Origin of the sequence: Bacillus sp. OTU2372, assembly GCF_038440275.1 — a bacterium.
Taxonomy (GTDB): Bacteria; Bacillota; Bacilli; order Bacillales; family Cytobacillaceae; genus Neobacillus; species Neobacillus bataviensis_B.
On record NZ_JASATK010000032.1, the window covers coordinates 18,911 to 40,359 of the forward strand.

The 21,449-nt window shown below is 41.5% G+C and carries 19 protein-coding genes; 9 read left to right on the plus strand and 10 right to left on the minus strand.

The features are described 5' to 3' along the window. Nucleotides 1–138: 138 nt before the first annotated feature. The 3 genes from AAHB15_RS27005 (at nt 139) to AAHB15_RS27015 (ending at nt 3,236) form a co-directional block, all read left to right on the plus strand. Nucleotides 139–1,047 carry an ROK family protein gene (locus AAHB15_RS27005; RefSeq protein ID WP_335572460.1) on the plus strand — a complete coding sequence of 303 codons (909 nt, stop codon included), beginning with the start codon at nt 139–141 and terminating at the stop codon, nt 1,045–1,047. Nucleotides 1,048–1,276: 229 nt separating this feature from the next. Next, complete coding sequence (locus AAHB15_RS27010) at nt 1,277–2,680, plus strand: S1C family serine protease (RefSeq protein ID WP_342043683.1); 1,404 nt, start codon at nt 1,277–1,279, stop codon at nt 2,678–2,680. A gap of 292 nt (nt 2,681–2,972) precedes the next feature. Continuing rightward, nucleotides 2,973–3,236 carry a hypothetical protein gene (locus AAHB15_RS27015; RefSeq protein ID WP_342043684.1) on the plus strand — a complete coding sequence of 88 codons (264 nt, stop codon included), beginning with the start codon at nt 2,973–2,975 and terminating at the stop codon, nt 3,234–3,236. A gap of 68 nt (nt 3,237–3,304) precedes the next feature. Here AAHB15_RS27015 and AAHB15_RS27020 read toward each other — a convergent pair whose 3' ends face one another. The 5 genes from AAHB15_RS27020 to AAHB15_RS27040 form a co-directional block, all read right to left on the minus strand. Then, nucleotides 3,305–3,748, minus strand: a complete 444-nt coding sequence (locus tag AAHB15_RS27020) for a ferritin-like domain-containing protein (protein ID WP_335572463.1) — start codon at nt 3,746–3,748, stop codon at nt 3,305–3,307. Nucleotides 3,749–3,904: 156 nt separating this feature from the next. Next, entirely contained in the window at nt 3,905–4,810 is a 906-nt protein-coding gene (galU, locus tag AAHB15_RS27025) for a UTP--glucose-1-phosphate uridylyltransferase GalU (protein ID WP_335572464.1), read from the minus strand. Between the two features lie 343 nt (nt 4,811–5,153). Further along, complete coding sequence (gene galE, locus AAHB15_RS27030) at nt 5,154–6,125, minus strand: UDP-glucose 4-epimerase GalE (protein WP_335572465.1); 972 nt, start codon at nt 6,123–6,125, stop codon at nt 5,154–5,156. A gap of 137 nt (nt 6,126–6,262) precedes the next feature. Next, entirely contained in the window at nt 6,263–7,579 is a 1,317-nt protein-coding gene (locus AAHB15_RS27035; RefSeq protein ID WP_335572466.1) for an ammonium transporter, read from the minus strand. After that, complete coding sequence (locus tag AAHB15_RS27040) at nt 7,579–7,944, minus strand: P-II family nitrogen regulator (RefSeq protein ID WP_098529033.1); 366 nt, start codon at nt 7,942–7,944, stop codon at nt 7,579–7,581. Before AAHB15_RS27040 ends, AAHB15_RS27035 begins: the two co-directional genes overlap by 1 nt. Before the next feature lie 360 nt (nt 7,945–8,304). Here AAHB15_RS27040 and AAHB15_RS27045 point away from each other — a divergent pair, with 360 nt between their 5' ends. Together AAHB15_RS27045 and AAHB15_RS27050 are read left to right on the plus strand one after the other, a co-directional pair. After that, nucleotides 8,305–9,105, plus strand: coding sequence for an N-acetylmuramoyl-L-alanine amidase (locus AAHB15_RS27045; protein WP_335572467.1), 801 nt, complete (start codon nt 8,305–8,307; stop codon nt 9,103–9,105). Between the two features lie 187 nt (nt 9,106–9,292). After that, nucleotides 9,293–10,594 carry an NCS2 family permease gene (locus tag AAHB15_RS27050; RefSeq protein ID WP_342043685.1) on the plus strand — a complete coding sequence of 434 codons (1,302 nt, stop codon included), beginning with the start codon at nt 9,293–9,295 and terminating at the stop codon, nt 10,592–10,594. 399 nt (nt 10,595–10,993) lie between these two features. Here AAHB15_RS27050 and AAHB15_RS27055 read toward each other — a convergent pair whose 3' ends face one another. Next, nucleotides 10,994–12,259 (minus strand): MFS transporter, encoded by a 1,266-nt coding sequence (locus AAHB15_RS27055; protein WP_335575025.1) that lies wholly within the window; start codon nt 12,257–12,259, stop codon nt 10,994–10,996. A gap of 338 nt (nt 12,260–12,597) precedes the next feature. Here AAHB15_RS27055 and AAHB15_RS27060 point away from each other — a divergent pair, with 338 nt between their 5' ends. Both AAHB15_RS27060 and AAHB15_RS27065 read left to right on the plus strand, forming a co-directional pair. Then, nucleotides 12,598–13,104 (plus strand): Lrp/AsnC family transcriptional regulator, encoded by a 507-nt coding sequence (locus AAHB15_RS27060; protein WP_144565483.1) that lies wholly within the window; start codon nt 12,598–12,600, stop codon nt 13,102–13,104. After that, complete coding sequence (locus tag AAHB15_RS27065) at nt 13,101–14,315, plus strand: aminotransferase (protein ID WP_335575024.1); 1,215 nt, start codon at nt 13,101–13,103, stop codon at nt 14,313–14,315. The genes AAHB15_RS27060 and AAHB15_RS27065 overlap by 4 nt, the downstream gene beginning before the upstream one ends. Nucleotides 14,316–14,351: 36 nt before the next feature. Here AAHB15_RS27065 and AAHB15_RS27070 read toward each other — a convergent pair whose 3' ends face one another. The 3 genes from AAHB15_RS27070 to AAHB15_RS27080 form a co-directional block, all read right to left on the minus strand. After that, nucleotides 14,352–14,807 carry a GNAT family N-acetyltransferase gene (locus tag AAHB15_RS27070; RefSeq protein ID WP_335575023.1) on the minus strand — a complete coding sequence of 152 codons (456 nt, stop codon included), beginning with the start codon at nt 14,805–14,807 and terminating at the stop codon, nt 14,352–14,354. Nucleotides 14,808–14,852: 45 nt separating this feature from the next. After that, the gene (gene galE, locus AAHB15_RS27075; RefSeq protein WP_335575022.1) at nt 14,853–15,866 is read right to left on the minus strand and encodes a UDP-glucose 4-epimerase GalE; all 1,014 of its coding nucleotides are present in this window, start codon (nt 15,864–15,866) and stop codon (nt 14,853–14,855) included. A gap of 223 nt (nt 15,867–16,089) precedes the next feature. Continuing rightward, nucleotides 16,090–17,106: a serine hydrolase domain-containing protein gene (locus AAHB15_RS27080; protein ID WP_335575021.1), complete on the minus strand. Its 1,017-nt coding sequence runs from the start codon at nt 17,104–17,106 to the stop codon at nt 16,090–16,092. A gap of 229 nt (nt 17,107–17,335) precedes the next feature. Between AAHB15_RS27080 and AAHB15_RS27085 the strand changes: the two genes are divergently transcribed. Continuing rightward, entirely contained in the window at nt 17,336–18,241 is a 906-nt protein-coding gene (locus tag AAHB15_RS27085) for a DMT family transporter (protein WP_342043688.1), read from the plus strand. Nucleotides 18,242–18,840: 599 nt separating this feature from the next. Here AAHB15_RS27085 and AAHB15_RS27090 read toward each other — a convergent pair. Next, nucleotides 18,841–19,056: a spore germination protein gene (locus AAHB15_RS27090; protein WP_335575548.1), complete on the minus strand. Its 216-nt coding sequence runs from the start codon at nt 19,054–19,056 to the stop codon at nt 18,841–18,843. A 231-nt stretch (nt 19,057–19,287) separates the two neighbouring features. Here AAHB15_RS27090 and AAHB15_RS27095 point away from each other — a divergent pair, with 231 nt between their 5' ends. After that, complete coding sequence (locus AAHB15_RS27095) at nt 19,288–21,417, plus strand: SpoIID/LytB domain-containing protein (protein WP_342043690.1); 2,130 nt, start codon at nt 19,288–19,290, stop codon at nt 21,415–21,417. The last annotated feature ends 32 nt before the right edge of the window (nt 21,418–21,449 follow it).

A 21,449-nucleotide genomic window follows, 5' to 3' on the forward strand; every position in this document is an offset into this window, starting at 1 on the left:
ACTTACTGAACTGAAGAGCATTTTAAAAAACCAATAGCTATCAACTTAAAAATAGTAATGAAATTTATATTGTCATGAATATCCTAATAAAGTATGAATTTATAAGGATCCCAACCTGCGAAGACTAGGGGGAGTGAAGTGAAAAAGTATATTGCCTTTGACATCGGTGGGACAAAAGTTAAGCACGGATTATTACTTGAAAATGGAACCATACTTTCAAAGGGAAGCTATGGTACCCCCTCCTCAAACTGCGAAATGTTTATTGAAAAAATGGTAAATACGGTTAAAACCTATACAGAAAATAATAGTGTGAGTGGCGTTGCCATTAGTTTGCCGGGTTATATTAACCCCCATACGGGTTACTCAGAACGAGCGGGAGCTATATCCGTATTAGATGGGCAGAATCTTAAAAAGTTATTAGAGAAAGAGATTTCTCTGCCCGTTGAAGTTGAAAATGATGGAAACTGTGCCGCTATTGCAGAAAAAACAAGTGGGAACGCAAAAAATTGTACTGATTTTATCTGCGTAACAGTTGGAACTGGAATTGGCGGCGGAATTTTTATAGACGGGAAACTTGTACATGGGCACAGTTTTAGAGGCGGTGAGTTCGGTTTTATGATTACCCAGTCAACAGAAGATGTATTGAATAACAATGCTTCTACAACTGCCTTAATTAGGTCCTATAAAAAACTAAAGCGTTTGAATGAAACTGAAAATGTGGATGGCGAGACCATTTTTCATAAAGCCGAGAAAGATTATTCAGTGAGAAGACTAGTGGAGGATTGGGTTAAAATCCTTAGTTATGGAATTTATAATCTAGCTGCAACATTAAATCCACAAAAAATTTTAATTGGCGGCGGGGTAATCAGCCAAGAAGGTTTAATAAAAATGATTAACAAACAACTTGACCGCCTTTATTGGTGGAAAGATATTAAGATTCCGGTTGAAAGTTGTAAACATCAAAATGATGCGGGAATGATTGGAGCTATGTATCATTTACAACAAAAGCAATACAGGGAATCGGACACCCACGAACAGGACATTTGAATAAAGAGTTAAGATACTTAAAGATGATTCCTTTATTGAATAGGGATCGTCTTTTTTTATATTCCATTGTTCATTAGCCATTTACCAACTCCTTGAATCAGTTCTTTATACCCGAAAAATTCATCAAATTTTCATCCAATTTTAATGATTTAACATGAGACAATTTCCCATTCGCATGCCAAGGAATATATTGCAGAGTGAATTTTAAAATCAACCAAGAGGTGATATTTTGAAAAAAAAGGCCCTTTTTACCATACCGATTAGTTTACTGCTTATTGCGGTAATTATTACCTCCCTTTTCCTAATAAATATTAAACCAGCCGAAGGAAAAATTGCGCAGGCGCAGAAGCTTGCTGAATTTACAAAACCGGCAGTTGTAAGAATTGTCGATTATACAGTGGTCAGCTGGCAGTTTAACAATCCCGATGATCCTGAAGTGATCGCCATACTTGAACAACTAAACAATCAATCGGTAGTGGGCGGATCTGGGTCTGGGGCCATCATAAGTTCGGATGGCTATATTGTCACAAATGCCCATGTAGTGGAAGCAACCCAAAAGAAAGATGAAGACATTGCTAATGAAGCATTTGAACAACTAGTTTCTATTGTGGCTGATTATTTTAAAGTGGATTATGAGACTGCCTATAATTACATGGTGGCTTATACCCAATACACGGATATTCAAAGAGTATTAAAGGTTGTATTACCAGGTGGAGATATCCTCGATGGAGAGGTTAAAAGCTACGGCGCCCCTATTAATGAAGGAAAAGATGTCGCCGTTTTAAAAATTGAAGACAAAAATCTGCCTACCATCCCACTCGGTAATTCAGATGATATTCAAAATCAAGATAATATTTGGGTAAGCGGATACCCTGCCGCAGCTGATTCTGATCTTTTATCACCAGATTCATCATTGGTTTCAACAATGACGGCAGGCCAAATTTCCGCTACATCGAAAAAGACCGATCAAGGGAGCCTGGTTGTTCAAATTAATGCGGCTGCAACCCACGGAAACAGCGGCGGACCAGTCATTAATGATAAAGGGCAAATCATTGGATTATTAACCTTTAGAGGCGATACGGTTAATGGACAAGAGGTCCAAGGATTTAATTTTGCTGTACCGGTCAATACGGTGAAAGAATTTGTCAATCAAGCCGGGGTAAGAAATACGAAGAGTGAAACGGATAAGCTTTTCCAGGAAGGTTTGGAATTGTATTGGGGCGGCTATTATAAGCATGCCTTAGAGAAATTCGAGGCGGTTCAGCGGATCTATCCGAATCATTCGGAGATCAAACAATATATTGCCAATGCTGAGAAGAAGGTCGACAGCAGTAAAATGCTATGGTCCGATTATGCTGCCACCTTCTATATCGTCGATGGCGTAGCAGGATTGCTCGTTCTCATTCTTTTAGTGTTTACGTTTGTCGGAGGTAAATCCAAGAGTTCCGCTGCAGTGGTCGCTCCACCTGCCGCCGGGCCTGCTCCGACATCAGCGGCACCTGCTCCAACACCGCCGGCAGCACCGGAAAACACCTTACAAGATCTCAACATCGATGGGAAAATCGACGTCCAGGACATCCTCCTTGCCCTCGAAGAACACCAGAAAAAGCAACAGAAGAAGGACGAAGAATAAAGTTGGCAATAGTGGGAATGGTGCCTGTCACCATTTGTAACGGGGGTGCTGTGTTTAACACTGCATCCTTTTATTTTTGGGCGTTGCTATAGGTATGCCTCTCTCAGGATGGTAACAAAATGTTCAAAGGTTTGGACTATATATTGATAGCATCCTGTCTAACTTACGGGGCTTTTGTCCTTTAAAGACGGCCAACCTTGATTTTTACTATAAACGTATAAAAGGTCCTAAGTCTTAATATTTATGTATAAGGTAGAGGAAGTTACCCACACTTACTTCCAACGAAGGGGGAATGTCTCTGAAAATTGTAAGAATGACTCAGCGAATTATAGGTGCCATCCTCCTTGTGTACGGAGTCTACCTCATTTTTGGTACACAGGAGTTTTTCGGTACGGTTTTAATTATCCTGGCCTTCTTAATCTTCCCAAGCCTAAATAAAGAAAAAAGCAAATCCTACAGTACTCATAATGACTATAACGACCACTATCAAGAATCATCCTCCGACCATGATCATTTATACGAGAGCAGTAATTCAGCCGGAGAAAGCAGGGACTAATTCCCTCTCCTCCAAGAGCTCAGATCCACAAAAATGCCCCCATTGCAATTTCTCAGGGGGCATTTACACTATGATTTCGCTTTTGTAAAAAAATACAAAAACCATACAGCATGATTTTGTTCATCAACCGCCGCTCTTCTGAATGCCCCTTGAATCATCGGGTCAGTGGCCTTATCGGCGATTTCCATATAAAAATCCACCGTCTTCTGTTCATCCTCAATCGCAAACTTTAACCCTTTCACATAACTGTTTGGACATTCTTCCGTGATTTTCGGCTGAGGGGGACTTCCCGTTAATCTTTGATAAATATGAACAAACTGTTGATAATGCCTGACCTCATCCTCACGAATCTCCAAAATCCGCTCCCGCTCTTTCTTACTTGAAGCCAAATTGGCCAACCTTGTATAACATTCAATAGCGCTATATTCTCCATTTATTGCCTGTTCAATTTCTTGAATCAAGACATTCGTCTGTCTATATACCGCATCGTAATAATTTGTATATGGATACATAGGGGACCTCCTAATTGTTTCATTATTCATTCTATGAATAATCCTTGATTAGGTGTCTGCCCTTACAACCCAACTGCACATGGTGAAATATAAAAAAAGCCGCGATTTACCGGAGGAGATCCCCTAAATAAGCCGCGGTTTGGTGCCTGACACCTTTTACACTTCCTGGATGTTGATTTCCGGATTGTTTTCGTGTTCTTTGATGAGTTCTTTTAGGAATTGAATAAGTTCGTCTTGGAGTTCTTCTTGCTGCAAGGCGAATTCGACGGTCGTTTTGACGAAGCCGATTTTTTCACCGACATCAAACCGTTTTCCTTCAAAGTCATAAGCAAACACGCGTTGAATTTGGTTGAGCTTATGAATCGCATCCGTTAACTGGATTTCACCGCCTGCACCTGCTTCCTGCTGATCAAGATACAAAAAGATCTCAGGAGTTAAAATATATCTCCCCATTATCGCAAGATTAGAAGGAGCTGTTCCCGGTGCTGGCTTTTCAACAAAATGTTTAACCTGATAACGTCTGCCTTCCTGCTCAAACGGGTCCACAATGCCATATCGGTGTGTCTCATCCTGTGGTACATGCTGAACCCCGATGATGGAGGAGAACGTCGCTTCATACTGATCGATCAGTTGCTTTAAACATGGCGTATCACTTTGCACAATATCATCACCCAGCAGCACTGCAAATGGTTCATCGCCAATAAAGTTTCGCGCACACCATACGGCATGACCCAGCCCCTTAGGCTCCTTCTGACGAATATAGTGAATATCCGCAAGATTGGAAGTATAGTTGACCTTACTTAATAAATCCCATTTTTCTTTTTCCATTAAATTTTTCTCAAGCTCAGGGGCAAAATCAAAGTGATCCTCAATCGCACGTTTCCCTTTACCCGTTACGATAATAATATCCTCAATCCCTGAAGCAATCGCTTCTTCCACAATATATTGTATCGTTGGCTTATCCACGATCGGCAGCATTTCTTTAGGCATGGCTTTAGTCGCTGGTAAAAAACGTGTCCCCAGCCCAGCAGCCGGGATAATCGCTTTACGAACTTTTTTCACAGCTATCGCTCCTTCATTTTTAACATATGTATATATGCTAACAATATTTTTAGCTATTCTCCAAAAATTGACTGCATTAATTATATCATAAAATAGTACTCAATCACCCAATTCATTGACGGACTCCATTAGGTGTATTCTTCCACAATTCTCTTAACAATCTAAGGATACCTGAAACTCCTCAAACGTAATCGGTTCGCTGATAAATAATCCTCAGGTCTCTTTCATAAGAGTAACCTAAACTACTACAGCCATCAATAACCAGCAATCTCCTAATACCAGAAACGGTAAAACTAAAAAAAGCAATGCACCGTTAAAAATGGGGCAATGCTTTTTCACTAAATTAATATAGTTGATTCTGATGCCATTTCCAGGCATCGGCAATAATTTTCTCAAGATGACGCTCTGCTTTCCAGCCTAGCTCAGTAAAAATTTTATTAGAAGAAGCTACTAATCTAGCAGGATCCCCGGCACGGCGGTCCGCCATTTCTACATTCGCCTTAATCCCCGTAACTCGTTCGCAAGTCTCAATGACTTCTTTAACAGAATAGCCTAGACCGTTGCCTAAATTATACGTTTCAGCGGATTTCTCCCCTGATAATAAAGCTTCCAAGGCAAGAATATGAGCATGTGCTAAATCGGTGACATGGATATAATCGCGGATGCATGTACCATCCTCAGTGTCATAATCAGAGCCAAACACAGAGATTTTTTCCCGAGTCCCTAACAACTGCTGTAGAATAATCGGAATTAAATGTGTTTCCGGGTCATGACTCTCGCCAATGGCCGCAGATTGATGGGCACCTGCAGCATTAAAGTAACGCAGCACGACATAATTCAATCCATACGATTTTGAAAAATCAGCCAGCATTTGCTCAACCATTAACTTAGATTGTCCATAAGGATTAATCGGAGCAGTCTTGCTCTCTTCATCAATTAGCTTCACATCAGGAATACCATATGTAGCAGCAGTGGAAGAAAAAATAAAGTTTTTCACTTTAAATTTAATCATAACTTTTAACAATGTTAAGGTAGAAGCCACATTATTTTCATAATATTTCAATGGGTCAATAACAGACTCTCCGACCAAGCTATAAGCAGCAAAGTGCATAACGGCTTTAATAGGATAACTTCTGAACACCATTTGCAGGTCTTCCTCATTACCGAGGTCCCCTTTAACAAAAATGGCACGCTTATCAACCGCTTCACGATGGCCAGTTGATAGATTGTCCAGCACAACAACATCCTCTTTTTCTACTAATTCCTTTACGAGATGGCTACCAATGTAACCAGCTCCGCCAACGACGAGAATCATATTCATTTCCCCTTAGCTAGAATTAAAAACCTTTTCTATTATAACATTATTCAAAAAAAACAGCTCACATTGAGGTATTAACAATAATTACCTCTCAATCAAAAAAAGGCCGGATCCCAGTGAATCCAGCCTTCTTCTTAAAATGAATCCCCAGTTTTTACTTTAGTAGTAGAGGGCGGAGCCACCGTAATCCCCGTCGTCTCTTCAAAATTGAATAAGCTTGCCGGTATATCCGTAAACCGCTCCAACTCGTTATACGCCGGAATACCATGGTAGGACATATCTAAGCCCTCTTCTTCTTCTCGCTCAGTAGCGCGGAGTCCAACCGTCTTCTCGCATACCTTCGACATAAACGTCCCGCCAATTAAACCCCAAGCCATTACAACAACCGCGCCTAATAGCTGAACAAGGATGAGTGAAACATGACCAGTTGTCAATAAACCGTCCGTTTTATCAAACAATCCAACCGCAATCGTTCCAAATATCCCGCCAAAACCATGAACAGCCACCGCGCCAACTGGATCATCTACCTTTAAATAATCAACAAAAAGCGTAGCATATATGACCAAAATGCCGCTAACCGCCCCAATTATAACCGAGGACCATTCGGAAACATACGCACACCCTGCCGTAATGGCAACCAATCCTGCTAACACACCATTAATCGTCATACTCGGGTCCGCTTTACCGAATTTTTTCATCGTTAAAAATAAGGCAGCTGTTCCTCCACTCGCTCCAGCAAGCATCGTATTAATCGCAACCGGTGCAAGCACGGGACTCGATGCATCCAATGTACTGCCTGCATTAAAAGCAAACCAGCCAAACCAAAGAATAAAGGCTCCTGCCGAAGCTAATGGGATGTTACTTGGCGCAAATACATTTACGCTGCCATCCGAATTAAACCGGCCCTTCCTTGGCCCGAGCCATTTAGCCATCGCCAACGCCGCAAAGCCGCCAACCGCATGGATTGCTGCTGATCCTGAAAAATCCTTCATCCCAAGCTTGGCTAACCAGCCGTCACTATTCCAGATCCAGTGGCCGGAAAGAGGATAAATCACAATACAGATGAGTGCTGCCGTCACCACATAAGCTTTGAAATTCATGCGTTCGGCGACTGCACCTGAAATAATCGATATGCTGGCAACCGCAAAACCCATTTGAAAAAGAACAAAGGCAGTACTAGGCAAATGAACGGCAAGTTGGATTTTTTCAGGACTTCCAAACAAGTTCGTTCCGATGAATCCAAAGGCATCTTTCCCGAACATAACGCCAAATCCAACCATCCAAAACGCCAAGGCTCCAATCGTTAGGTCAACGAAAATTTTCATCGTCACATTCACCGCGTTTTTCGTCCGGACAAAACCGGCCTCCAGTAAGCTAAATCCACCCTCCATAAACAAGACCATTGCCGCTGCCAAAACAATCCAAACTGTATTGATATACGTCAGTATCATTATAGTCCCTCCTCCCGGTTTACTAAATCGTCAATATCATCATCAAATTTTCCTGTGCGAATGTTATAGGCTTCTAGAATTGGATAGACATAGATTTTCCCATCGCCTTCTTCTCCAGTCTGCGCAGCCTTTACAACCGTCTGAATCGTAGATTCAACTAAATAATCGGAAAGAACAATTTCTAATTTCACTTTAGGGTGCAGCGTCACTTGATAATTTTTCCCGCGATACACACCTTTTGTATCCTTTTGTTTTCCTCTTCCCACTACCTGAGAAACCGTAAAACCTGTGATGCCGATACTCTTTAACCCCTTAATTGTCTCAGTGAGCCTTTCGGGCCTGATGATTGCCTCTATTTTTTTCATGGAAACACCTCCATGTTATATTTCCTAACATTGATATGATAAAATATATAACACATCCCCACTCAACGTCAATTAATATTTTTAACCAATTTTTATATTCTGAATTATTTTAAAAAGCCATGTTTGTCAAATTTAATAAAAACTTAAGTTTTGAAAATTTAAATAGCCTAACTGAATGAGAACTTGTTGCCAGGAGGCAGGAACAATGAAACGGTCAATCCGCAAAAAAATATCCTGAATTTAGTAAAAGTCAACCTATTGTGGTTGGCTTTTATTGCGTTTTATGGCAAATGTACAGGCCCGTTGACAGCTTATCCCATACAATAATTTGTAGGAACATTTTTATAAGGAGGAGATAAGATGAAACTTTATTTGGATCCAGGTCATGGTGGTAATGACCCCGGGGCCCAATGGAGTGGTTTAAACGAAAAAGACGTAACCTTAGATATTGCTCTTAAATTGCGGGCCATCTTACTCAATAACTTTCAAGATATTGAAATAAAAATGAGCCGCACAACAGATATCACGAAAAGCTTGAGCGAAAGAACCAATGAGGCAAACAGTTGGGGTGCAGACTATTATCTGGCGATTCACATCAATGCTGGAGGAGGCTCTGCAGAGGGATATGAAGATTTTATTTACAGCGGCCTTTCAGACACATCCACCTCATCAAAGTATCAGGATATCATTCATGCTGAAGTCATCAAGTTAAATCAATTAAAAGACCGCGGCCAGAAAAAAGCCAACTTTCACGTCTTACGTGAATCTAACATGGCGGCCCTTTTATCGGAAAATGGTTTTATCGATAATTCCCATGATGCTGCTTTAATGAAGCAATCTAGCTGGCGTCAAAACGTCGCCCAAGGCCATGCCAACGGGATCGCTCTAGCATTTAATCTTAAAAGAAAACCGGCCGATCCTGGGACAGGCACCCTATACAAGGTCATTGCCGGATCGTTTCAAGCAAGAGAAAATGCTGATGAGCGGGTAGCCTACCTTTCCTCTAAGGGCATTGATTCATTTGTGACAACCGTCACGATTTCCGGACAAACCTGGTATCGTGTACAAGCAGGGGCCTATGCCAACCGCGAAAATGCTGAAGATCGTTTAGACGAGCTGAAGCGGGCAGGTATTACCGACACGTTTATTATTGCTGAATAATTTTCGGGAATGGTCCTTCATCAACATGATGAGGGGCTTTTCTTTTGCCAACTATGTATTTTTTGGACAATAGCCTTATTCAGTCTTAGAAAAATAGGAAAAAATAAGGATTACCTATTGATAGTCGCGATAAAAACGAATATTATAGTAAAGTTGCTAAAAATCGTTCGTAATTTGGAGGATTCTAATGTTTAGATTGAAAGAAAATCATACTAATACAAAAACAGAACTAATGGCTGGGATTACGACCTTTTTCACTATGGTCTATATCGTGGTCGTCAATCCTGTCATTCTAGCCGATGCTGGTGTACCATTTGAACAGGTATTTTCCGCCACCATCATCGCTGCCTTAGTGGGAACCCTATGGATGGGGCTTTTCGCTAATTACCCCATTGCCATCGCACCGGGAATGGGTTTGAACGCCTACTTTGCTTATTCAGTCGTCGGCGGCCACCAGGGGATTAGCTATCAAACCGCCTTCGCCGCTGTGTTCGTAGCCGGAATTATTTTTGTCATCTTATCATTAACACCGTTTCGTGAAAAATTGATTGAGGCGATTCCAGAAAATTTAAAGCACGGAATTACGGCTGGAATTGGTTTATTTATCGCATTTATCGGCCTGCGTCAAACCAAAATTATTACCGCTCATCCTTCTAATTTAGTGGGTTTGGGTGACCTGCATTCTTCGTCAGCCCTTTTAGCAATAGTTGGGTTGGCTGTTACATTGATTTTAATGGTTCTTAGAGTCAACGGGGCATTGTTTTTCGGGATGATTGTTACCGGGGTGATTGCTTATTTTACAGGTCAGCTTTCCTTCGATAAAGGACTAATGTCGCTGCCATCCCTTCCGGAAGGGCTGATGATCGGAAATCCTATCACAGCATTCGGCAATGTCATCGGGCACAGTCTTTATGCCGTGGTCTTTTCGTTTATTCTTGTGACGATTTTTGATACAACGGGAACGATGATCGGGGTAGCCAATCAAGCAGGGTTAATGAAGGGCGACAAGCTGCCGCGTGCCAGACAGGCCCTCCTCTCTGATTCAATTGCAACAATGGTCGGGTCTATTTTTGGGACCAGCCCGACAACTGCTTTTATTGAATCGACCTCCGGTGTTGCGGCGGGCGGACGGACTGGTTTAACCTCCGTTACAGTGGCGGTTTTATTTTTGGTGTCAGCTTTCTTCGGCCCACTTGTTAGTGCCGTGTCCGGAATTGCTGCGATTACAGCGCCAGCGTTGATTATTGTCGGTAGTTTAATGATGGGCAGTATCGCCAAAATTAATTGGAATGAACTAGATGAAGCTTTCCCGGCCTTCCTTACGGTATTAAGTATGCCGCTGACCTCCAGTATTTCAACTGGAATTGCGCTCGGGTTTATCAGTTTTCCCATTTTAAAATTGGTGAAAGGGAAATGGCGCGAGATTCATCCATTACTTTATGTGTTTGCAGTATTGTTCTTTATTCAATTAGCATTCTTGCAGTTCTAATAAGAAAAGCGCAAGGCGCCCGTCTATCGGCGACAAGCACAAGACGAGCCGGCCGAAAGGTTGTTCTTTAACCTTTTGGACGGATTGATCTAAATGTGGAGGCGACTGTTCTGGGACTCTAGGCTAAGACGCACACTGTAAGAAGGCGGTTTTTGCCTTCGTCAGGGGGCGGCTTATGACTCAAGTCCCAAGGATCCGCAACTGGATAAGCTTGTGACCTCGAGCCGATGGCGCCTGGAGCTGGACAATTCTCGAAGTCGAAATTTATACTTTTTTATCTTTGAACAAAAGCGCAAGCGCCTTGAACAGGGAAAAAAGTAGTTCATTTTTTCCTAGCCCCTCGAGGTCATAAGACGCTGGAGCTGGATGTAAAAAAAGAGTCCGAATCCGGACTCTTTTTTATGCCGTTATTTCACTTGGCTGCTTTGCTTCCTGGCGTTCTTCTTTAACAAAAATTCCCCCGATTAGCCCGAGAAGCGAGAAAATAACTGGAATCATAAATCCATTATGATACCCAACACTTGCGGAAGATGTATGGAAATGGTCTAATACTTTCCCAAAAATACTTGGCAGGAGAACCGCACTTAAAAAGCCCCCAGTATTGGCGAAGCCCGAAACGACACCGACTTCCTTCATCTCAAATGAATTTCTCACGATTGCAAACGTTAACGAGCTCGAACCATTCCCATAGCCAATCAGTAAAAAGATAATGACGAGCATATAGTATGGCGGTTTGCCGCTAAAAAATAAAACAAGCCAGCTGACAAATGCAATCACATGTACCACGATAAACGGACGCTTTATCGAATCGAGCCTGCTTGAGATCCAGCTTGTCAGCGGTGCGCCAACGAGGGCACCGATTAAACCGATCATCACAAGCTGACTTGATTGCGACCGTGTCATATCATACACATGCATTCCATAAGGAACCGCCCAAGAACCGATGAATCCCACGTAGGTCCCCACTAATCCAAAATGACAAAAGAAGGCAGCCCAGGCCTGACGGCTTGAAAAAATACGCCGCAGGACGACGATTGTTTTTTCGCGTGGTTTCTTTTGTTTCACTTTCACAGTATCATTTTTAAATAACTGCTTCGATTTTTTTTCGAGGACAAAGTATAGCAGCACGGCGCTTAAAACTAGAACGATCCCTGTTATAAAAAAGGGCGTGCGCCAGCCTGATAAAGAAATCCATGCTGAAAAAGGAACAGTTGCAAGCAGGAAACCAAAGCTTCCGGCCATTCCAGCGATTCCGAGTAAACCGACGAATTCTCTTACTTTAAACCATTGGCTTAAAATCAAGACGAGGTTGACCCAAATGGTGGCATCTCCTAATCCTGCCAATAATCTCGCCACAAGGAGGAAAAACGCATTCGGTGCGAGACTGTAAATTAGGGTACCAATCCCGTTCAGCAAGGCACCGATGATAAGGAAGAAATTCGGCCCAAACCGGTCAGATAAAATTCCAATTGGGATTTGAAAGCCGGCATAGGCTAAAAATTGTATGCTTGTCAGCAATCCAATCGTTGCCGCGGTTAAATTGAAGTCTTTCATTAATTGGTCAGAAATTAAGCCCGGTGCTGTCCGCTGGCTGACGATTAAAAAATACGTAAACAAGACCGAGGCAAAAACGACCCATCTATATTTGCTAGTTTGTTTTTCCAAAGTTCACTACTCCTGTTGATAGAATCTATTTCCTATTATACTCCAATTTCTTAATTAGATTTTACTAATTTAGCTTGAGGACGTTTTCATTAAAAAAATGATGAATTAGCCTCAGGAAAGCTCATTATTGAGATCACTTTCCTCGTTCTTTCTTTTCACTCTTTCAGAAAAATACAAAATTTTTTTCAACATCACGTGACAGACATCGCAAATAGGATTAAAATCATCAATAAGTGAGAAAAGCGCAAGCGCCTTGGTCAGGGAAAAAAGTAGTTCATTTTTTTCTAGGTGCTGAAGCTGGCAATAATTAACGCTCAAAGAAATAGGAGGACATCCACATGCATCTTAGCAGTGAGGAAATTGAAATCTTAAAAATCATTGAAGAAAATAACAAATTACCTATAGAATCCATCGCCTTAATGGCCATGTGCAGCGAAGAAACCGTTAAGGCCACCATCGAAAAATTAGAACAATCACAAATTATCATCAGCTACCCAACCTTAATTGACTGGAGCAAAGTCGAGGGCCAAGAACACGTCGTGGCGATGATCGACGTGAAAGTAACACCAAAACGCGGGGTCGGTTTTGATGAAGTAGCCCAACGAATCGCCCGATTCCCTGAGGTATCATCCCTTTACCTCATGTCCGGTGCCTACGACCTTTCCGTCACCGTCGAAGGAAAATCGATGATCCAAATTTCTCAATTTGTCTCAGAAAAATTATCGACGATTGAAAACGTCATCTCAACAACCACCCATTTCATGCTAAAAAAATACAAACATGACGGCGTTGTTTTTAAAAGTGAGAATGATGATAAAGACCGCAGGATGGTGGTTACACCATGAGGCATGAGCATGCTCACTATCTATCCCAAACAGCCAAAGAACTGCAGCCTTCCGGGATTAGAAAGTTTTTCGACCTTGCCGCAAGCATGGAAGGGGTTATTTCACTAGGTGTCGGTGAACCAGACTTCACCACCCCATGGAGCATTCGCGAAGCGACCATTTTATCACTCGAGGAAGGCTATACCTCTTACACAGCAAATGCAGGTCTGCTCGAATTACGGGAAGAAATCACGAACTATTTAGTCACAAGGTTCGGTGTAGCATATAATCCTAAAAACCAAGTAATCGTAACGATCGGAGCAAGCCAGGGGATCGACCTTGCCTTTCGCGCTATTTTAAACCAAGGCGATGAGGTTTTAATTGTCGAACCTGCCTTTGTCTCCTATGGTCCATTAGTGGCGATTGCCGGGGGGAATCCTGTTCCTGTTTCCACCTCTCCGGAAAACGGCTTTAAGGTAACACCGGAACAAATCGAAGCTGCGATTACCCCAAACACAAAAGCCATTTTACTATGCTCGCCAAACAATCCGACTGGCAGTATGTTAACGAAAAATGAGCTAATTGAAATCGCCGACATTATCAAGAAGCACGACTTACTTGTGGTCTCGGATGAAATTTATGCCGAGCTTTCCTATGATGAGGAATTTTGTAGTGTTGCCTCCATCGAAGGCATGTATGAGCGGACCATTCTAATCAACGGCTTTTCCAAAGGGTTTGCGATGACGGGCTGGAGATTAGGTTTCCTTGCAGGACCCGTCGAGTTTGTGGAGGTAATGTTAAAAATCCACCAATATACTACCATGTGCGCACCGCATATGCTTCAACACGGCGCAATTGAGGCCCTACGCAATACGTACGATGAAGTGATCTCGATGAGAAACAGCTATCGCCGAAGACGGAATTATATGGTGCAGACCTTGAACAAAATGGGTCTCGATTGCCACAATCCCGGCGGCGCCTTCTATGTATTTCCATCGATTCGCTCAACCGGCTTAAGCTCTGAACAATTTGCCGAGGAACTGTTAATGCAGGAGAAAGTCGCTGTCGTACCGGGGCATGTTTTTGGTGAAAGTGGTGAAGGCTATATCCGCTGCAGTTACGCCGCTTCCATGGAACATCTCCAGGAAGCACTTAAACGAATTCAGCGTTTTATCGAGTCAAAAGGCGTTTACCCGGCTAAGGCAGAAGTGAAAAAGGTAGAAGTAGAATAAGAAAAAGCCCGATTCCAAAAAAATCGGGCTTTTTTTCTATAATTCCAACATCATAAAAACACTATTGGGGTCGTCGAGATAATCCGCAAACGGCTTACAATATCGGAAACCAAAACTAGCATACAGACTTCTAGCCGGCTCAAAAGCAGCCATTGATCCTGTTTCCAGACTTAAGCGTCGATAGCCGCGCCGCTTAGCTTCATCAATAATATGCTGAAGCATTCGTCTCGCAACACCCTTTCTCAAATGCTGCGACGACGTCCGCATCGATTTGACTTCACCATGCTGGTTATCCAATTCTTTCAGTGCGCCGCATCCAAGTAACTCCTTACCTTCCCATGCACTCCATAAGGTAATCTCTGGACTTCGCAGCTTTTCAAGACCTAGGGCGTGAATACTCTCAGGCGGTGAATTCAATGTCATACTATGTAGATGCTCTCTAATCAATATTCCGACTTCAGGCCCCGTTAAATCATCTATTTTTATTAACATAAAACACCACCCTATCTTGGGTCCGGTCTCTGGCTTTTATACGTATTAGTTTTCATACCCATTCGGATTATTTTTCTGCCATCTCCAAGAATCCTCACACATTTCCGTAATTCCCTTTGAAGCCGTCCAGCCAAGCTCATTTTTTGCTTTGGATGCGTCAGCGTAACAAACAGCAACATCTCCTGGTCTGCGGTCAACTATCTTATAAGGTATATCGACGCCAGAAGCCTTTTCAAAAGCAGCGACAATCTCAAGCACACTATAGCCTGTACCCGTTCCAAGATTATAAGCCTCCACACCTGTTGCAGGAAGTATTTTTTCAAGCGCCTTTAAATGGCCAATGGCTAAATCGACGACATGAATATAATCGCGGACACCTGTCCCATCGACGGTTGGGTAATCACTGCCAAACACTTGTAATTGCTTTAACTTGCCGACTGCTACCTGGGTAATGAACGGCATTAAATTGTTAGGTATTCCATTCGGGTCTTCGCCGATTCTGCCGCTAACGTGAGCCCCAATCGGATTGAAATAGCGTAATAACGCAATACTCCATTCTGGATCAGACACATACAAGTCACGTAAAATCTCTTCAATCATCAGCTTAGTCCGGCCATATGGGTTGGTTGCCCCTAGCGGAAAGTCCTCTGAAATCGGCACCCGCTCCGGCATTCCGTATACGGTTGCTGAAGAACTAAAGACCAGATTTTTGACACCATACTGCTTCATGACTTCACAGAGAATCAGTGTTCCAGTGATATTATTATGGTAATAGTGAAGTGGGATCGATACCGATTCACCCACCGCCTTTAAACCTGCAAAGTGAATGACCGCTTCAATTTGATTTTCCGCAAAGACCTTCTCAAGGCCAATCCGGTCAAGCAAATCCACCTCACAAAAAGCAAAATCCTTACCTGAAAGCTCTTTTACTCTTTCTAAGGATTCCGGTTTACTGTTTGAATAGTTGTCAACGATGATAATTTCATGGCCGGCATTTAATAGTTCTATACATGTATGGCTGCCGATATATCCGGCTCCGCCTGTTACTAACACTGCCATATGATCTCTCCTTTGTTTCAGCTTTCTAAAACTTTCTAAATTCTATATCTTCTTGCAAACTACATCTATATTACCAAAAATTTTGTAAAATAAATACAAGTACTAAAAAAATAGGGGCACCTATGCCCCACTAACTTAAATATTAAGACCCTTCCTGAATAAATAAGTGATAGGATCAGTTTTTCCCGCTCCGGCAATTCATCAATCAATGCAGCTAATCGTTTTAGTGAATAATATTCTTTATATCACTTGAAAGCTGATGAATATTGATGTTCTTATCACGAACATTAAGCAAAATCGCCATAATAGTTTGATCCTTAAAAAATACATGCAGCGTTTCCCAGCCGCCAACTACGCCCCTGCTATAAACCTGATTGTCGGAAATGTAGACACCCTCTCCATACTTTGATGGGGATCCAGGTGTCAGCATTTCCTGTAAACTCCGTTCAGTAAGGAGCTTCCCGCTTAGTAATGCCTCATCAAACAAGCATAGATCAAGAGCCGTGGAATAGATATCCCCACAACCGAATAGCTTGGACAAATTTAGTATATTGACTGGCAGCGCATAATCCCCCGTCTTTATATAACCTTTCGAATTATAGGGCACCGGCCTGTTTTGCGTCATAAATCCGGAATGCTGCATCGAAGCTTTGTCAAAAATATTCTTTTGGATATAGTTATGCAGTGATTCTCCTGATGCTTTTTCAACGACTAGTCCTAACACGAAATAATTGATATCATTGTAATCCCACTTCTTACCGGCAGGAAATTTAACGCTAATCCCTTTCAGCATATCTTTTGATTTTCCATGGAAGAATAGATTCTCTTCTATTCCCGACGTATGGTTTAATAAATGGATTAGTTTAATACGGCTGCCATTTGGGAAGTTAGGAATAAACGTTGATATAGAATCCTCCGTGCTCAGCTTTCCCTTTTCCTGAAGCTGCAAAATACAGGCTGCTACAATCACCTTAGTGACGGATCCAATGGGAAAAGTCGTAGAAGGCAGGTTCATTCTCCCAGTAGCTCGATTGGCTAAACCAATTCCCTCGTTAAAAATCACCTTATTTTTCTTCACTACAGCAATGCTCCCATTGACATGTTTGGAAAGCAGATAGGCTTGAATCTTTTCCTGAACTTTTTGGGTCTGGGCACCAGTATTCCTTGCACCAATTTTCGAGCTTATGGAACAGCTTTGAGCGATTAATAAAAGGGTTATGACAAGATATTTTAATTTCATGTGATCACATCTTCCCTTAAGTGTCCATGTGATTATTATGCATGAAAAGATCAATAAATAACAAAAATATGTGGAGAAACCTTATCCTTAAAGAAAACGCTGGAATTCCAAATATCTATTGATTTACCTATATATAAATAGTGACTTTTTGGAAAGACGTTGAGACAGAAAAAAAACACGAGTATAATAGGAAGAAGTTTGACATTAGTTACGCATATAGGAGGACTACATGAAACAGAAAGGTTCACGATCGATTGCCCTGCCGCTGACGATTTCGATTATTGCGATTTCGTTTTCGGCTATTTTTGTGAAGTGGTCAGACGCGCCGGCCTCCATTCTCAGTATGTACCGGATGTGGTTTGCCAGTATCTTAATGCTGCCAATCGTTTGGAAAAAACGTCATGAATTTAAAAAAATCGTTAAAAAAGATTGGTATTTTCTATTTTTTTCAGGCCTCTTTTTGGCGTTTCACTTTGTTCTCTGGTTTGGTTCATTAAAATTAACGACGGTCGCAAGTTCCACTATTATTCTGGCATTGCAGCCGATTGTTTCTTTAGTTGGTGGATTCTTTTTATATAAGGAACGCACCACTCTGTCAGCCTTGCTGACAATGGGCATTGCCATTATTGGCGCGATGATGATTGGCTGGGGTGACTTTGCTCTGAGTAAAGGTGCAATTATGGGGGATATCCTCTCCTTTTTTAGCGTGATCTCTGTTGTCGGTTACCTATTAATTGGTCAGACGACAGTAAAAAAGGTTTCTCATTGGCTATATAGCTTTTGCGTCTTTTTCTCCGCGGCTATTGTGCTTACCATTTATAATCTTTCAACTGGAGTTGAGGTTATCGGCTACCCGGCAAAGGAATGGGGCATTTTTCTATTGCTCGCAACGGTTCCAACCGTCAGCCATGTCATTAATAACTGGCTATTAAACTATGTAAATGCGACTACGATTTCGATGAGTATCTTAGGAGAACCCGTTGGGGCTACGATATTAGCGTTTTTCTTGTTGCACGAACATCTAGCAGGCTGGCAAATCGTCGGCGGACTGCTCGTGCTGGCTGGGGTCTTTTTCTTTTTAACACAGAAGCAGCAAATGACTGTCCCGGAAGTGGTAAAGGAAGGGACATATTAAGAAAAGCGCAAGCGCCTTGGTCAGCCCCGATATAGGGCGACTTGTCGACTGGCCAGCGAAAGCAGGATCAAAGACTAGTCGCCCTTAATGCGTACAGAAAGCGATAGCTTTCTGTAGCCAAACACAAGACGAGCCGGCCGCAAGGTTGCTTTTTAACCTTTTGGACGGCTTGGCTTGTGACCTCAAGGGGCTAGGCGCTGGAGCTGGACAATTCTCTAAGTCGAAATTTATACTTTTTTTAATGTCTTTGATTTTTTGTTTTTTCACGAAAGTAGTGCATGATTCTGGGAATAGATACCTTTTCCAATCTGCCATGCCAATGCTTCTGCTTTTTTTCATGTCGGTGATAATATTTACCTACTATAATCAAAAAAAGGATGATGAGCGTAAAAACAAAGATGACTTCCAAGATGCTCCCCCCAAAAACTTCTATCTAAATAATAGATATTATATCTGACTATTTTCCTATAATGATACTTATTTTTAATAAAGCAAGAATCAGGTCTATTCACATTGTCAAATTATTTCCATGGTATTTTAACTTGTTAAACATAGAAACAGAGGCTGTCATGGAATCATGACAGCCTCTGTCTGTTAAGTTAAGCATCCTGAACGATTGGCTGGTCAATGACATCGCAATCAGGAGCATTTGTTGCACTAACTCCGCTAATGGTTAAAATGTGCACACCTGTATTATCAGACCCGGCGCCAATTGCGGCTTTTGAAGCACTTTTAGGAGAAACAAACAAGGCGCCTCCAAATTGCACGATCCCGCCGCTTACGGTATCAATCTTGACTGGGGGATTAAATGACATGGTTGAACATCCTCTACAATTGGATTTCTTAACTTAATTTATGTCAGACTGGTTTTTTGTGTGCTCATTGTTGTTTTATATTCTGTTGACGCGGAAATCCAACCGGATTCTCACAGCAAAAAATTATACAGATTGCCAATTCATTTTCCCATAATCTTCCATTGTAAACTATAATTCTAATAAAGTATGATTTTGTAAGTAAATATATTATTTATGAGCGGAGGAGAATAATTGAATAGAATAGTAGTAAGTTTTCTTTCCTTTTTCTTACTATTTAATCTTTTTATTTCAGGTGCATCGGCAGATACGATTGAACCAAAATTGCAGGTTAAATTGGTCAATTATATAGGAAACCAAACACAATTAACCATTAAGCCTACGGGGGATTATCTTGTCCAAGGGTCCAATCTACGTTTAACAAATGGGACTTCTTATGTGGTCAAATATGATAATAATAGAATCATATTATTAGAAGGTTCAACCACTCTTATTCAAAGTGATTCCGTAAACCTAATCCCTTCATTAGAAACAAACTATTTAACCATTAACAATCGTCCCTATTTAGGTTCATTTCGGCTTATCCCTGAGAATTCAAAATATGTCCGGCCCATTAATGAGGTTTTTATAGAAGATTATTTAAAGGGTGTTGTACCTTTTGAAATGATGGCAGGCTGGAATAAAGAAGCATTAAAATCTCAGGCAGTCGCTGCTAGGACCTATGCGCTATCCTATTTAAATAGAGTGATGGATGACACGATCAATTATCAAGTTTACGGAGGCTACGCCTGGCACCCTAACAGCACAGCAGCTGTAGATGAAACGAAAGGTGAAGTTTTAAAATCAAATGGACGCTTGATTAGTGCTGTTTTCTCTGCAAGTAATGGAGGGAAAACAGAGTCTAATGCAAATGTATGGGGAACGTTGCCTGTTTCTTATTTGACGATCAAAACTGACGAATTTGATGCCAAAACAGCATGGAAGTATTCTGTAAAAACACAGCAAATCGATCCAACGATCCAATCATGGGATCAAATGAAAGAATTTGATCCCACAATCACTACCTCGATAAAATCCTGGATGCTTACACACGGTTATACAGGGAAAGAAATTAAGATAACTGCCATCCCTATTTTGTCTTTAAATACACCTACCTCTGGTGGTCGTGTATCAAAAGGGGATATTACAATTGAATTTTTCACAAAAGATCAAGTAGACCAATATGGTAAATTTCTACCACAAAAAATTGAGTACAAAAACGTATCTGCTACGCAAATACGCGCGATGGTTGGCATTCGCACCATGTTGAGTTATTTAGTTTCTAATATTACTCAAACATCCGACAACATCACGGTTTCCGGACTTGGTGATGGCCATGGGGTGGGTTTAAGTCAATGGGGTGCGAAAAATCGTGCAGATGCAGGTCAAAATTATAACGAAATTCTTGCGTTCTATTATGATGGCACAACTTTAACAAAAGAATACACGGATCGACCTCAATCGGTCGCACAACCTTCACCGGAACCGATCGATCAAGCAGAAGTTCCAACGACTATACCTATCGTAATTGAAACTCCTCCAGCAGACACGACAGCTCCACAAATAAGTGCTGTGAGTGTCAATGTCGATAATGCAAAAAGCAAGGCTGTCATTTCTTTTAAAACGAATGAAAAGGCGAAAATTTCCGTTTATATCAAAGATAGCACCGGAAAAATTCTAACCTATTTATCTCAAGATGCTTTAACTGAACCTGGAACAATTAACAAAGAGTTCAATACCTCTACTCTAGCAAATGGTAAATATTACGCAGGCATTATTGCGATGGATGGTTCGAATAATCGATCATCCACGTTGCCAACATTTGAAGTAAAGAAAATTGTCCCTGTAAGAGATACAACAGCTCCAAAGATCAGCAGTGTAAAAACAACAGTGGATAACACGAATAACAAAGCTTCACTTACTTTTAACACCAATGAGACCTCGAAACTAACGGTCTATATTAAAGACAGCAAAGGAAAAATCCTTACGTATTTGAAAAAGGATGCCTTAACGAAAGCTGGTGCGGTTAAGGTGGATTACAGCACCAATTCTTATGCAAACGGAAAATATACAGCAGTGATCATTACGATGGATACAAGCAATAACAAATCTTCTGCCACAGCTGCTTTTGAAGTCAAAAAGGCGAAAACAGGTAAAGTATTGGTTTCATTATTACACGTACGTACCTCTGCTTCATCTAAAGCAAAAATAATCGGGACAATAAAGAAAAACCAAACCGTTACCATTCTTTCCACAAGCCGTGGCTGGTATCGAATCAGCTATGGTAAATTAACAGGCTATGTTCCTCAAACAGCTGTTAAATAGCAAAAAAGGTTGTATCCCTTTTCAATAGGGTA

Bases quoted from the DNA above. Each gene is read 5' to 3' on its own strand.
- AAHB15_RS27085 (WP_342043688.1), top strand. From the start codon at position 17,336: ATGAAACAGAAAGGTTCACGATCGATTGCCCTGCCGCTGACGATTTCG.
- AAHB15_RS27080 (WP_335575021.1), bottom strand. From the start codon at position 17,106: ATGAAATTAAAATATCTTGTCATAACCCTTTTATTAATCGCTCAAAGC.
- AAHB15_RS27020 (WP_335572463.1), bottom strand. From the start codon at position 3,748: ATGTATCCATATACAAATTATTACGATGCGGTATATAGACAGACGAAT.
- AAHB15_RS27070 (WP_335575023.1), bottom strand. From the start codon at position 14,807: ATGTTAATAAAAATAGATGATTTAACGGGGCCTGAAGTCGGAATATTG.
- AAHB15_RS27045 (WP_335572467.1), top strand. From the start codon at position 8,305: ATGAAACTTTATTTGGATCCAGGTCATGGTGGTAATGACCCCGGGGCC.
- AAHB15_RS27040 (WP_098529033.1), bottom strand. From the start codon at position 7,944: ATGAAAAAAATAGAGGCAATCATCAGGCCCGAAAGGCTCACTGAGACA.
- AAHB15_RS27050 (WP_342043685.1), top strand. From the start codon at position 9,293: ATGTTTAGATTGAAAGAAAATCATACTAATACAAAAACAGAACTAATG.
- AAHB15_RS27065 (WP_335575024.1), top strand. From the start codon at position 13,101: ATGAGGCATGAGCATGCTCACTATCTATCCCAAACAGCCAAAGAACTG.
- AAHB15_RS27060 (WP_144565483.1), top strand. From the start codon at position 12,598: ATGCATCTTAGCAGTGAGGAAATTGAAATCTTAAAAATCATTGAAGAA.
- galE (WP_335575022.1), bottom strand. From the start codon at position 15,866: ATGGCAGTGTTAGTAACAGGCGGAGCCGGATATATCGGCAGCCATACA.
- AAHB15_RS27015 (WP_342043684.1), top strand. From the start codon at position 2,973: ATGTCTCTGAAAATTGTAAGAATGACTCAGCGAATTATAGGTGCCATC.
- AAHB15_RS27090 (WP_335575548.1), bottom strand. From the start codon at position 19,056: ATGTCATTTAATCCCCCAGTCAAGATTGATACCGTAAGCGGCGGGATC.
- galE (WP_335572465.1), bottom strand. From the start codon at position 6,125: ATGATTCTCGTCGTTGGCGGAGCTGGTTACATTGGTAGCCATCTCGTA.
- AAHB15_RS27035 (WP_335572466.1), bottom strand. From the start codon at position 7,579: ATGATACTGACGTATATCAATACAGTTTGGATTGTTTTGGCAGCGGCA.